Consider the following 13,045-nt stretch of genomic DNA (forward strand, 5'->3'; position numbering starts at 1 on the left):
TATCACCTCATTAATAATTCCGGGGCTGCTCCTTTGAAATAAATCCATGAAATGCCGCGTCCATTGGGTGTTTTTTGCAGTTGAATGATGACATCCACCACTTGATTGATTTCGCGCAGAATGTCTTCATCGCGCATCGAAGGGACATTGTTTAATTTGTAGAGTTGCACCATGCGCATGAGGGCGATTTGCGGGTTATTAGCATGAATGCTGGTCATTGACCCCTCGTGTCCTGTGGAACACGCCGCAATAAAATCCAATATCTCTCGTCCTCTGATTTCCCCCATCATCAAGCGGTCAGGACGAAGCCTTAACGAACATTGCACCAAGTCTTGCATGCAAAGGGCTGTTTCACTTTTAGTTTTCGGGGCTAATAAATTCACTTGGTTGGAATGAGGCAATCGCAGCTCGTAAGTATCCTCTAAAGTGATAATGCGCTCATGCTGGGGGATTCGTTGACAGCAGGCATTTAAGAAGGTGGTTTTACCGGAAGACGTACCGCCTGAAATCACGATATTCTTTTTAGCCAAGATAGCCGACTCGATAAACTCAGGCCAGCATTGTTTACGATAAAAGGCTAGCAATTGCGTATCACTGTCAGTTTCCAGCGATTTATTCCCGTCTATTAAATAGGGCTTGGCATTTCGATAAAAATGCTCCTCGTAATCGCTTAAATGGCGACTGGCTACCGTTTGCCGGCGAATCGACAAAGTATAATGCCTGGCTGCTGGCGGGATGACTAACTGCACCCGTGAGCCATCCATTAAATTGCCCGATAACAAGGGATGCACTTCATTGAGTAGCTGTTTATTCTCATTGGCGATTAAACCAAAGAGACGCTTTAAATGCAGGCTATCCAATGCAGGCACTGAATGCACCTGCATTGTGCCTTGCTGCTCAACAAACACTTCTCGCGGTCGATTGATTAAAACTTCCGAGACACTGGCATCATTTAGCCAGGGCGATAAGGGTTGCAATAACCCCTCTGAACCCGGTGCGTAAAAGGCTTTTGCTTCCATTAGCCTCTGCCTCCCTTCACGCCATAGAAATCCAAATCATGCGCGACAAAGACATTGATTAAGGTGCCTTGATTGACTTGCAAGGTCGGCCGAATGGCCATGCCGGCATTCACTGCCTGGCCTGCGGTTTGCTGAAAGCTCGATGCAATCGCCATGCGGTATTGCGATTCAGAGTTATAGCGGTCTTGACCGTTTACGCCACTGGTAGCGGTATAAGCACCCAAGATGGATAACAAAGCACTGGTGCCAAAGCGCTCGAAGAAATGACGATTGATATAATCCGCTCCTTGGCCTGAACGGCCGATAGCATCTGTGCTCGGGCTGTTTAGACTGACTATCACGCCATTGGCGAGCTGTATCCGATTCCAGACCACAAGTATTCGGCTTTGCCCATCCACCACTTGTGAATCAAACTGACCGACTAACACCGAGCCTTTAGGGATTAGACAATGCTGGCCTTCCAGTGAAAAAATATCGCGCTGCGTAATGGCGCGCACCATGCCCGGTAATTCCGAATTAATTGCCGTTTCCAAAGTCGCTGCCAGCATTTCGCCTGCGGGTACGGTTGAACCCGGATGCGGTAATTTGGTCGCAGTGACTGAGGTAATTTCATTTTGCTGATTCAAAAACTGGGCATTCGGGTTATTACCAGCAAAAGTATTGGGCGACCCGGCATTACCAGTTCCTGCTACACTACTAACAGCTTGCCGATTCACCAGAAACGTAGTCGGTGCATTCATTCGCGCCAGCATTTCTTTGCTCATGTGCTCTTTATGGCGAAGCTTGGGCGGTCTAATCGGTTGTTGATTAGTCAGCTTCGTTTGAGTACCGATAACCGGCTTGGCAGCCTCGGCTTTCATTTTTTCAATCAGCTCAAGGTTTTGTGACAGGGTATAATCGTTTTGCGAATGTGTGGTTGGCTCCTCTGTCTTAACCGTTTTAGCATGCTTGGGCATAAAGGCATAACCTAATAGAATAATTGAAACCCCCATCACTACCGCCATTTTAGGATTTATTCGGAAATAGGACTTTTTAGGCGGTGTCACTTGGGATAGTTCGCTTAAAGACGCATCGTTGTTATCTTGTTTGGTGGATTGCATGCTTATCTCCTGCCTTGTCGAAGTCGTTCAATTTCATTGCTGTTAAAGATGGAGGCCACCAAGCCACCGCTTCGCAAGGTGAACTGGGGGGGCTAAGCGTTGAATAATTAAGAGGTGGCCTTGCCTGCGGGTATTCACTATCGACTCTTTGCCTTGCTTATTATCGACTGCAAAGACCGCCGGCACGGGTTGGGTTGGACTGAATTCAAAATAGGTGAATTGGCCATCGTCATAAACATGCTGCGGGGTTAATTCGGCTCTGCCACTGAAACGATAGTTCCAGTTCAAAGTTTTTGGGTCTTTATGCTGTTTGTTCAAAGAGGCATTGCGAAGCACTGCCGCTTTGCGTGCCGCTTCAAGCTTTGCTTTTTCTTCTTTAGGGTAAGTAAATTGCAAGGCATAGATGGGCTTTACCGAATCACTATCAATAGATTTGTTGCTGGTGATTTGAAAGTAGTAGTTATGCTTATCAGTCACCACCGTCATATTGGTATCGCTGTTGAACAGCGCAGGCTTAACAAATACCATGTAAGGCAAATGCTCGTGAAAAGTCACCATCCACCCCGCATTGTCACCGCCTTCCACCACTAAAATGGTTTCATTGCGATTAAAAAGGATTTGCGTATTGGTAAATGTACGCGCTTTCAGCTTCACCACATTATGCTCTTGAAAAGGTACCAGTGTGACCCGCGCATCCTGCTTGGTGGATTGGGGAAGCTGCTGTCCAAACGCCAGCGTATGGGCAAGCAGTAGTCCTGTCATTATTAATCGTTTCATTATCACCTCACACATTCCGAAGTTGTTTGCTGTAGCGGGTTACCTGAAAGCCATCCCAGTTTTTCCAGCGGATATCGGGCGCATTCGAGGGTTGGTTATACACCCATGCGATTAAAGCGTTGTACTGGGTTTCTGTTTGATGGCCGGTGGCTTTGTCGGTATCAATCAAGGTAAAAACGACTTCCGCCACATTGTGGTGGTTCTTTGGGAAGTCCTTGTCGTTAAACAGGACATTATCAAGAAAGTTAATGCTGTAGACGTGAACGCTTCGCGTCAGCTTCGTGCCGAGCTGCATCACAGGAGATTGCGGATTGCTTTTGGATTGCTCGCGAAGGTACTCATCATTCACCGACTCACTAGACAAAAGCCCCACCAAATCGTATTGCGCACGATAAGCGCTGACTTCATAACTTTCGCGGTGGGTTATATAGCGGACAATGTCGCTTTCGACTTGCGTTTGATTAATGGGTGCATTGGTTTGCGTCACTGGCTCAATGGTGGTCACCCCATTGTCATAATGATGCACCAGCATCGGCACCAGGGTTTGCATGGGAGCGAGGACTGCAACCGCCAATACTGCACAAAGATTCAATCCCATTGAGGTCAAAAAGGCCATTTGATAACGGTTTCGTGATACTTCCACCCGGGTGAACTGGTCATCTGCCCAGTGCTTTGCTTGTTTAAAATAGTCATTTAAAGGCTCTTTGCTTTTATTCATGATTAACCTCGAAAGGATTGAAGATTAAGAGGAGCGCGTGACGCTTGATAGACTTGCACCGGTGATTTGGCACTAGCCGGCACCAGTTGTTTTAAAGTCTCTTGGGATTGGCTGCCGGCTTCTTTTGCCTTTTGGCTAGCACCGATAGCCCCACCAATAAACCCGCCCAGCATGGCAGTGCCATTACTGGTCGAACAAGACGCACCAATGCTTTTGGCAATGGCGGTGACTTCAAGCAAGGCCATGACACAAAAGGCAGCGACCAAGAGAATTGGGATCCAATCCGATAGGCCAATATCAAGGGCATGGTTGGCATAATGCCCATAAACCGACCAATGAATCAGGCGCATGCAAAAGCTCGCCACAGACGACACAAACACCAGCACCAGAGAGAATCCCGCCAGCGTGCCTATCCAGCGCTCAAAAAGGGATTTGGTGAAATCAAACAAGGTGAACAGGATAAAAATGGGCGCGGTACTCAGGCACACCGCGAGCATGAGTTTGGCGATAATGAGTTCAAACAAAGCCAAGCCAATGACCGCAATGCCAGAAAGATAAATCATTAAGGCGACAAAAATCGGGCTCCAGTGTTTAAAGCTCGCCTTATCCCAGGTCCAAGCCCCTACGCGAACCACTTCATTCAAGACCGATTGCAGACCGCTGTTCACACCATCCACAGACAAGCCTGAGAGATTGGCTTTCATCAGCACGCCACCGAGCTCGCTTGCACCATCGACAAAAAGCCCGACAAAGTATTCAGAGAAAAAGCCCCAGCTCATGGCAAAGAGATAAATGCCACCCATTCGCAACGCCAGTTTCATTAAGTCCTTGGACGGCATACGGATAAAGCCCATCATGATGCCAAATCCCATTAAGACTAAGGCAAGCACACAGGCGCCTGCCAGTGGCTTTTCCAAGTGACTAGCCAGTGCCTGATAGCCATTGACCACAAAGGTTTTGCTTATTTCATCGATTTGGCCGGTCAGCTGGCCAATGATATTGGCATAGGTTGGACTTACCATTGGTTAATCCTCGATGCTGTTAAACACACGTTGCTGATAGGCAAGGGCAATGGGGTTATAGAAGGACTTGTCGGTAATCTGTTTGACCTCGATAGACGCAAAGGCGGGATGCGTTCGCAATTCATCGACCATGAGCTTAAACAGTAGGTCGCAATCGATATGGGCGTCATTTAAGCCCATACAGCTTGGATAATAGCCCCCGCCAGTCCCTGAATTGAGGTGCATGGCTTTTTCAGCAGTGCGCGAGGCTTGCATTAACGCATTGACTTGTTCGGCTTGGGGTTGTGACTTCAAAGGGTTTTTATCGCAGGCGCTTAAGGCGACAGTGCAAGCAAGGGTTAGGGTAAGAGTTAATCGGTTCATGGTTTCTTCCTTTTATTATTGTTATTAATTCACAGGGTATTGCGAGCAAGCTCGACCATAGTTCGGGCAAGGTGAATCCAAGTCCGGCGGTTGGCTGCAAGCACACAAATTCAGTAATACAAGCCCTATAAGGATGAGTCGCATACAAGTCTCCTTTCTATTCATCCGGCAAGCGGTTAAAGCGTGCCATATCGGTTTCACTGCTGATGTCATTAAAGCCACTCATGGCCGACTGCTGGCCGATTAAGGTTTGCAGCTTGAGTTGCTCGGTTTGGATAAAGGCTGGCTCTGCAATCAGGCGCGAATTTAAATCGATGGCTGCCTTGGTGTTCGGGGTTTTCTCGATGTGATTGCTAAGCTCATGGATGGCTTTTAAATGTTGGTTGATTTCGTTATAGGCGTAAGTGGCTTGTACGCTCACTGCTTCATTCACTGCTTTGTTTTGCTGGTATTGGCTGAGGCGCTCAGCCGTTGCCCCTTTTAGAAAACTGGCATCATCCAATGTGATGTGGCTTTTTTCGTATGCCTTGACCAGCTCTTGATAACGGCTTGGGTTACCGCCTGCGATATTCTTTAACGCCTCATCCCAGCTATTCGCTGACCATTGGCGGTTTTCTAAATCCGCAACACTGTTGTTTAAGTTACCGAAGCCATAATTACCAGTGTTTAAATCTTTAAGCTGCTGCAAGCGCTCTAGTTGTGATTCGGCGTTTTGATAGGTTTTTTGCAGCACCTCATATTGAGCTTTCAAATGGTTTAATTGCTCAATGGCTTTTTCAAGCATGGCAGCATCGGACACGCCTAGCACATCGGCATACACATTGGCACTTAGACAAAGCCCCGCAATAAGTAAGCGAATCTTCATGCGCCACTCCTTTCGATAAAGACCGGCAACCAGTCTTCGGCGTTGGCGCTGACCTCATCGATGATGCTATCGAGCAATCGCACCGAGGCTTCATTGCCGGAAAAGACGCGAATTTCGTCTGGCAAGTCGCTTAAATCAAGCTTACAGAGAATGCTCTTTCGGTCTTGCTTGTAGAGGAATAGTCTTGATTCAGGCGTTAATGACTTAATGGTTTGATACTCTCCACGGCTTAAGCCTAAGACTTTAATGTAAGTGGCTTCATTGGCTGCCGGATTGGGGAAATAAATACTGGTGGCGACATTGGTGATGATTTCCGCTGCAATCGGTGAATGGATAATGGATTCAGGCGTTTGTGTCATGAAAATGAAATGGCCGTTTTTCTTGCGAATCGTGGCTGCCCATGCTTTTAAGTGTTTTAACCAGAAGGGTGAATTGAATACTTGCCATGCTTCATCAATGACAATCGAAGTGAGTCGGCCATCAAGGCAGAGGCGTACCCGGTGCAATAGATACATGTACACAGGCGTTGAAATCAGGGGAGATACTTCATCCATCAGATAAGTGATGTCAAAGCCCACCTTATCAAAATTCACATTCAGCGCGTCATGGTCATGGTCAAACAGCCAGGCATACTCGCCTGCTACACGGGTTTCATCTGCACGAAGCCAGCGCTTTAATTCAGGCCAGCGCGGAAAGTCTTTCGGAAGACAACGCGCAATATTGCTTAAATTGCGGTAACGGCGCTCTAAATGGTCAAAGGCGTAATTCGTACATTCGTTAATGGTTTCGCGAATGCTACTTGGTAAATCATTTTCATTGGGTTGTTTGATCAGTTCAGCGAACCAGTCTTTGACAAAGCTTCGATTAGCTGGTGTATCCGCTAACATCAGAGGGTTCATCGCGATGCGCTCGGCATGCTTAGGCGAAATGACTGTATAGCTGCTATTGGGTGCGCTTAAGACATAAATTTTGGACGCCTCATCTCGGTCAAAGAAAAAACTGCGATTGTCATAGCGCCCCATTTGCGCATCAAGGAATGAGACCAGTGTATTCTTTCCCGCATTGGTGGCGCCAAAGATGGCGGTGTGCCCTTTGGCAGGGTTTGTTTTGGAGGATTGGCTGTGGTAGTTAAAAAAGACCGGGGTTTTTGAGGGAGTCTCCAACAGCGTGACTGCTTCGCCCAAGTGATTGCCATTGCGAAAGCCCGTATCGAAATTATGAAGCGAGCAGAAATCGACAAAATTATGCGAGGTTATCAAACTTGCCCTTGCAATAAAGGCGTGATTGCCGGGGATTTGTGACCAATAGGCTAACTCTTGGCCTAGGTTCTCGCGTACTAAAACAATACCTGCTGAGGCATAGGCCTTCACTGCTTCGCGTATGGCATCCTCTAGTTGGGCTTTATCAGGCGATAAGAGCATTAAGCTATTGTGATGAAAGCCTAAACGGGCTACTTCACTGGAAAGCCCATCTTCCAAGGCGCTTAATTGCTGGATTTGGCTTGCGCCTAAATCCTTGGCATTGAGTAAATTGCCGCGTTTCTTGTCGACTAAATCCAGTGCCACATCACGAGGCACCGGCGCAAAGCTATGGGTTAGGATGTATTCGGAGTCGAGCTCTAAGAGCTTATCGAGGATAATGGAGCTAGTTTCCAAACCGTATTTTTTGATAGACAGCATGGCCGCAAACGAGCTGCCATTAGCGCCTTGAAACTGGATGGATTGGCCAAAGAAGAGTTGCTTATTCGTCACGTATTGGCTGAGGTTGCCTTCCGGGTACTTGGCATTGGCTTTTAGGGTATCCAGCAAGCCTTTGCCGGTCATTGCATTAAATTGCGGTTCAGTAAAGGGTAGGCGCTCGCCCGCATTCGGGATGAGGGAAAGGAAAGCCAATAACTCGCTATAACCTTTCTGGCGGTCATTTTCGCCTAGCAGATGCGGTTTAAAGGGCGATAACGAGGTTTTTAACTGCTCCATTTTGCCCAGTAGCAAGGCGATTTCAGCTTCCCGCTGCTGTTGTCATGCTTCGATATGTTTTGATGCACTGACTTTGCTCCACCAGCTTAAGGTGCTGGCTGCCTTGCTGGAATTATCACCCTTAAGCACCACGGTGATATAAATCGCATTGCGATATAAGCTCTTGCCCTGAAAGCGGGCATGGTATTTCTCATTCACTCGCTTAGCAAAAGGCGATTTGAAATCACCGTTTAAGCGAATATCTTCTTTGTGTCGATGAATAGTCACATAGGCCATGAAGCGCTCATCGAGGTGTAAAAGTGCTTGATGCAAGCGAAAAGACATCTCATTGAGGTAGTCAGGTTCGGCCATGACGAAGGAGATGCCCTCAACTTGCAAGGTCGCACCGATTGCGCCTTGTTTGGTTTCAAAAATACTCGCTGAGTTTAAATGCGTAATCGGAAACAATTGGCTGATGCCCGGTTCCTGTTGTAGACGCTGTTTACTCTTAGTAAGGCTCATAAGCACGAACTCCCCAAAAGGATGTATTGGGCACATTGGGCAATAGAAACAGACGTTTGCTTAGGATGGTGAATAACGCCGTATCTTGTTTGCAGGCTAACCAGCCAAAGGCATGAAGGGGCAGGAAAATGAGGCCATAGAGCATACTGCCCAAGCCAATAAAGGCACTCATCGACAGAATTAAATTCATCACGTGGAATTCAAGGGTCACCCCGCCGGTCATTGCCGGGCGGGTTAAGGCACCAAAAACAGGGTTACGGTGCAAGCAATTGTCAGTCATTATGCCCCCGCAATATGTTCATAAATCTCCTCAGCACCAAAAATGAGGCCGAGTCCGACTAGGAAGTACACGAAATACTCTTTGGGGAATTTCTGCAATTTAAAACACATGTAACCCAGAATTACGATTATAGCCAGGGAGACTGAGCGTACTAAGTTGCCTTGTAGATAGCTAACCGCTCCATTAATCACCGTTGTCATGGATTTGGCAAAACAGGGAACCGGCAATAAGGCGCAGCACAAGGCTAAGTATTTCGCTTTGGCGAGTTGGTTAAGGCGATGAAGTTTGCGCATCATGCTCTCCTTAGTAAGCCTTGGGCATTTTGAAATACACGTCATTGCAGGCTTTCTCACTTGTATTGGCAGTTGCCTGTTTGCGTGCAAAAATCTCCTGTCGGTCAACATCGATATGCAAGGGCGCTTGAATGCCCAAATACAACATGCCGTGATGGGCTGCCAAGCATTTCACCTGAATGTCACCGTCATTCAGAAACAGCTTGTCGCCCAGATGGCATTGCAACACCATCATGCAATTGGCTTTGAGGTACTGAACTCCCTCCGCTGGTGTGTCGATATCGATACTTACTGAGGATTTGAATCCTAAATGAATCAAGTCGCTATCCAGATGCAGCACCTTCACTTGAATTTGACCCTTGTCAATCAGAATCAATTCGCCTTCGCGTCTTCCCAAAATCAGCATGGTGTTCTCCCTTAGTTGCTGTTTAACATTTGTTTAATCATTCTTAGATGAGCCAGCCCGACTTCCAGAGGAGCTGGGTTTGCTGACGTTTTATTTTCCTGTTCTTTTTGCTCGTCTAACCGCTTTTGAAAGCTTCGGCACAGGTCATAAAATTGCGGTAAGGTTGGCGGAAACTCCTTCTGCTTCAGGCAACATTCGATTGCCTTATCAATAATTTCCGGCTGAAAGTCTTTTAAGCTGTTCAACCACTCTTTTTTCATGAAAGCGATAAATCCTTCTTCCTTCAGTTGCGAGCGCCATAATGCGCCGTAAAAGGAGGCAAACTTCATAAACAAGCGGTTAATATGCGCCTCTGACGATACCCCTGAAGGGGATGACGTTGGAGTCTTCGCTATCGGTTTCGCATCCACTCTGGCATTCTGCCCAGAGCGAATCGTAGTTTGTGGCAGCTGAATAAGATTTTTGATGTGTTGCATGGTGCTCGTCCTTTTGGTGTTGAGTCGGTAATTCATCGTTCCAGCATTGCTGGGCTATCCAGTTACTGGCGTTTTTCCAGTTAGGCATCCAGCGCTTGAGGGCTATTTGTTGGTCGCGGTAAGCGATTTGCTGCTGCAAGGCATTCATCATGCGCTGAAAAAGTTCGGCAGAGGGATTTAATTCGATGAAAGCCTGCTGCGCTTGAGGCTGTGAGCGCTTGACCGGATACACCGACCAAAATTGCTCGAATTGTTTATATAAAAAAAATAAATAATTATTATTACTATTATGAGGTATGGCGGGTTCTGCCTTTTTGGCTATGGCGGCTTGCTGATTAATTTTATCAAAAGCCCTTGCCCCGTCTGGTCTATCTGAGTTATCCACAATGGCGGAATGGTATGGCGCCTTGATGGCGGGTTTATTTTGGGCAGAAAAACGCTCAGACGCTAATAAGCACTTTAAAATAAGCGCATGCTCAGTACTTTGATTTTCGATTAACCCGGCTTTTTCCAAACCTTTAATGGCTCGGCGGATCTGATCTTTGCTTGGGCTTCCGCTTTGTATTCCGGGGTGTGGTTCAACATAAAGCGCTTCAGCTATTGATTGATAACTGATCCCACGTTTTATTCCTGCCATGCGTGTGTTTATGTCCGTATAAGGGCGTATTCCTACTAAGTAAGCCAATTGTTGAACCTGCGGTAAGCCATAAAGCCCTGCAAGTTCATCTTTATTAATAAAAAAATCCATAACGAACACTTCATCCCTAACGTTTTAATGCACTTGATTTTGAGCTAACACTCACATACATTGAGCGAATCGATACTAACTATCCCTTAACCCTTGCCTAATTCATTGACCATTTGATGTAAATTTGTTAAAGCTATTAGTTCAATGGGTTGTGTTTTATGGGATAATACGTATATTAAAATAAATTATACCTATAATGCGTATTATGTAAATACGTTATACGTTATTTTGGTATATAAATTATTTGTACTAGGTTTCTATGAATGAAAATACAGATGATCAACGTATAAATGCCGGCCGGCGTATTAAAACCGCTAGAAGTTTGGCAGGTATATCTCGTAAAGATTTGGAAGAGAAATTCGGCATTAGTATGCATACTCTCCAATCATGGGAGTTAGGCAGAAACCCATTAAATGAAAAAACAGCCTCCAAACTTGTAGAGATATTACATAGCGCAGGCGTAAGCTGTTCAATGCAATGGCTCCTTAATGGTTCAGGGAAAAGCCCAAGTCTCGTTAATGCTGAATTTGTACCATTCCCGACCATTGATAAAGATATAGCCCCACTTCTTAGCCAAGAAAATTCCATCCAGAAAGAAATAGAGTTCTTTAGGTCTAACAATCCGAATGCTATGGTTATAATGGTTTCAGATGACACAATGGAGCCTACATACTCAAGGGGAGACTTTGTTGGTGGTATCCAATACTTAAACACTCCAGATATCGAGAGATGCATTGGGCATGATTGCATTGTTGAACTTAACGAAGGAACTTATTTTCGACGATTTATAAAGAGAAAGAATGGTTATGCATTAGTTTGTCTAAATGCTCAGACGAAAATAGAAGAGCCGGTTATATTTTCAAAAAAAATTCTTGCGGCAACTCCCATTATTTGGCATCGCTGGAAGCTAACCAAACCAAATTCCTCACAAAACGAAACTGCATGATAAAATCAAATTTCATAGGCCACCAATCTGCAACTTGCTCTGTGTTTAAAAGTTCTCGATTTTTTAATTAAATTTACACGGAAAGCAATAGAAAATTATAAATATTAAAATCTTCTATAATTGAAGGAGTTTATTTCTTTGCAGAAAATTTTTTAAGGATAATGAGTTATGAAAAATAAATCTTATGTCATATGGAACAATAAGGGTGGTGTAGGCAAGAGCACAATAACTTTTCATATTGCCTCTGTTTTTGCGGAAAAGAATCCGGATAAAGATGTTATTGTCGTAGACATGTGCCCGCAAGCTAATTGTTCAACGATGTTATTAGGCGGTGGCCGTAAAGGTGAAATTGTTCTGCAAGAGTTAATTGCGCTGGATACGCCCCGAACTGTGGTAGGTTATATAACTGACGTTATTGTCGGCCAAAAGCAAAATACCGCTGATTATTTGATTAAGGTTTCAGATAAAAATCCCACACTTCCATCTAATATTTTCTTAATGTCAGGAGATGGAAATTTAGAATTGATATCTCCCCTTCTTTCGCGAAGAGCTGAAGCTGAGCCTATATCCGAAAAAGACAAGCCATGGAAAGCTATACATTCAATTATGAAAAACCTTACCGTCGAGCGTATAAATAATGATCGACCAGTTACTTATTTTGTTGATACAAATCCAAGCTTCTCAATTTATACGCAAATGGCTGTAGCATCAGGAGATTTTTTGCTTGTACCTATAAATGCTGATGATTCATCAATTTTTGCAATATCTGGTCTTTTTAACTTAATTTATGGTTCTAAGAAAAAACATCCTGTTTATGATAAATATACGTTTGTTACCAGAGTTAATGATAACGACTTAGAACGACCTAAAATTCATTTATTGTTGGGAAACAGGTTCACACAAAAGAAAGGAGCAGCTCATGCCTTCAAAGCATTATCTAATGAAGCAACAAAGAAAATGTATGATGAATATTTAGAGAACAAAAAATGGTTTCGTGAGAGTCAAACGGATATTACGACTCAAGTGGATTTTGAGAATGAGTTCACAATAGAATTAAGAGATTTTAATAGCGCAGGAGTGGTGGCTTCAAATTCTGGCATCCCCTTAAGCAAGATGGACAATCACACCTATGAGGTATACGGAGAAAAGATACAAGTAGCAAAAGAACAGCGTGAGAAATGTAAAGAAACCATCGAAAATTTGGTGGCAAGACTTTAGGTCTAGTGCAATATCTGGTGTCTTGAATAATAAACGTTAAACGTAAACTTGCTTTGATGATATTGTTAAGGATAAACCTTTGCCATGGCATAACCTGTGTGATTCATAGAGATCCTTTCAATTTTTTCATAATCAAATCAGTATGATAATTAGCTATTTGGATGCGTTCATTGTCTATTTTATACTCGTTACTCACCTCTTCTCTAAAGGGGATTATTTCGCTTAATTCAGCCACTATAGCCGAAGGAGGTTTTTCCTTTAGTGATTACCTCCCTCTATAAATATGTGGTAAATTACATTTTTATACCTGAATTTCTGCTGTAATCTGTTGCCTTAT

At 44.8% G+C, this 13,045-nt stretch carries 16 protein-coding genes and 1 pseudogene; 2 read left to right on the forward strand and 15 right to left on the reverse strand.

What is annotated here, in order from left to right; translation table 11 throughout:
- Window positions 1-2: 2 nt before the first annotated feature.
- From virB11 to B1207_RS15275, 14 genes are all read right to left on the reverse strand, one after another.
- Window positions 3-1,019, reverse strand: coding sequence for a P-type DNA transfer ATPase VirB11 (gene virB11, locus B1207_RS15215; protein WP_112220736.1), 1,017 nt, complete (start codon window positions 1,017-1,019; stop codon window positions 3-5).
- Window positions 1,019-2,119: a TrbI/VirB10 family protein gene (locus tag B1207_RS15220; protein WP_253255889.1), complete on the reverse strand. Its 1,101-nt coding sequence runs from the start codon at window positions 2,117-2,119 to the stop codon at window positions 1,019-1,021. The genes virB11 and B1207_RS15220 overlap by 1 nt, the downstream gene beginning before the upstream one ends.
- A 42-nt stretch (window positions 2,120-2,161) precedes the next feature.
- Window positions 2,162-2,896, reverse strand: coding sequence for a TrbG/VirB9 family P-type conjugative transfer protein (locus tag B1207_RS15225; protein ID WP_172458322.1), 735 nt, complete (start codon window positions 2,894-2,896; stop codon window positions 2,162-2,164).
- 7 nt (window positions 2,897-2,903) lie between these two features.
- Entirely contained in the window at window positions 2,904-3,614 is a 711-nt protein-coding gene (locus tag B1207_RS15230) for a virB8 family protein (RefSeq protein ID WP_112220738.1), read from the reverse strand.
- A 2-nt stretch (window positions 3,615-3,616) separates the two neighbouring features.
- Window positions 3,617-4,636: a type IV secretion system protein gene (locus B1207_RS15235; RefSeq protein ID WP_112220739.1), complete on the reverse strand. Its 1,020-nt coding sequence runs from the start codon at window positions 4,634-4,636 to the stop codon at window positions 3,617-3,619.
- 3 nt (window positions 4,637-4,639) lie between these two features.
- Window positions 4,640-4,999 (reverse strand): hypothetical protein, encoded by a 360-nt coding sequence (locus B1207_RS15240; protein ID WP_112220740.1) that lies wholly within the window; start codon window positions 4,997-4,999, stop codon window positions 4,640-4,642.
- A gap of 157 nt (window positions 5,000-5,156) precedes the next feature.
- Window positions 5,157-5,864 carry a type IV secretion system protein gene (locus tag B1207_RS15245; protein ID WP_112220741.1) on the reverse strand — a complete coding sequence of 236 codons (708 nt, stop codon included), beginning with the start codon at window positions 5,862-5,864 and terminating at the stop codon, window positions 5,157-5,159.
- A complete protein-coding gene (locus tag B1207_RS15250) occupies window positions 5,861-7,840 on the reverse strand; it encodes a VirB4 family type IV secretion/conjugal transfer ATPase (protein ID WP_253255890.1) in 1,980 nt (659 codons plus the stop codon). The genes B1207_RS15245 and B1207_RS15250 overlap by 4 nt, the downstream gene beginning before the upstream one ends.
- A gap of 42 nt (window positions 7,841-7,882) precedes the next feature.
- Window positions 7,883-8,341, reverse strand: coding sequence for a hypothetical protein (locus tag B1207_RS16120; protein WP_253255891.1), 459 nt, complete (start codon window positions 8,339-8,341; stop codon window positions 7,883-7,885).
- Entirely contained in the window at window positions 8,328-8,621 is a 294-nt protein-coding gene (locus B1207_RS15255) for a type IV secretion system protein VirB3 (protein ID WP_112220742.1), read from the reverse strand. The genes B1207_RS16120 and B1207_RS15255 overlap by 14 nt, the downstream gene beginning before the upstream one ends.
- The gene (locus tag B1207_RS15260; protein WP_172458323.1) at window positions 8,621-8,917 is read right to left on the reverse strand and encodes a TrbC/VirB2 family protein; all 297 of its coding nucleotides are present in this window, start codon (window positions 8,915-8,917) and stop codon (window positions 8,621-8,623) included. Before B1207_RS15260 ends, B1207_RS15255 begins: the two co-directional genes overlap by 1 nt.
- Window positions 8,918-8,924: 7 nt before the next feature.
- Window positions 8,925-9,320, reverse strand: a complete 396-nt coding sequence (locus B1207_RS15265) for a carbon storage regulator (protein ID WP_112220744.1) — start codon at window positions 9,318-9,320, stop codon at window positions 8,925-8,927.
- Window positions 9,321-9,331: 11 nt separating this feature from the next.
- Window positions 9,332-9,649, reverse strand: coding sequence for a Vir protein (locus B1207_RS15270; protein ID WP_112220745.1), 318 nt, complete (start codon window positions 9,647-9,649; stop codon window positions 9,332-9,334).
- Window positions 9,650-9,659: 10 nt separating this feature from the next.
- Window positions 9,660-10,544: a hypothetical protein gene (locus B1207_RS15275; RefSeq protein WP_112220746.1), complete on the reverse strand. Its 885-nt coding sequence runs from the start codon at window positions 10,542-10,544 to the stop codon at window positions 9,660-9,662.
- A gap of 259 nt (window positions 10,545-10,803) precedes the next feature.
- On the opposite strand from B1207_RS15275, the gene B1207_RS15280 reads away from it, so the two are divergent.
- Window positions 10,804-11,490, forward strand: a complete 687-nt coding sequence (locus tag B1207_RS15280) for a helix-turn-helix domain-containing protein (protein WP_112220747.1) — start codon at window positions 10,804-10,806, stop codon at window positions 11,488-11,490.
- Window positions 11,491-11,658: 168 nt separating this feature from the next.
- On the forward strand, window positions 11,659-12,708 hold the full coding sequence (locus tag B1207_RS15285) for a ParA family protein (RefSeq protein ID WP_112220748.1): 1,050 nt from the start codon (window positions 11,659-11,661) through the stop codon (window positions 12,706-12,708).
- A gap of 103 nt (window positions 12,709-12,811) precedes the next feature.
- On the opposite strand, the pseudogene B1207_RS16215 reads toward B1207_RS15285, so the two are convergent.
- Window positions 12,812-12,973, reverse strand: a pseudogene (locus B1207_RS16215) (IS481 family transposase); the annotation flags it as partial.
- Window positions 12,974-13,045 lie beyond the last annotated feature (72 nt).

Origin of the sequence: Legionella quinlivanii (assembly GCF_003265995.1) — a bacterium.
GTDB lineage: Bacteria > Pseudomonadota > Gammaproteobacteria > Legionellales > Legionellaceae > Legionella_C > Legionella_C quinlivanii_A.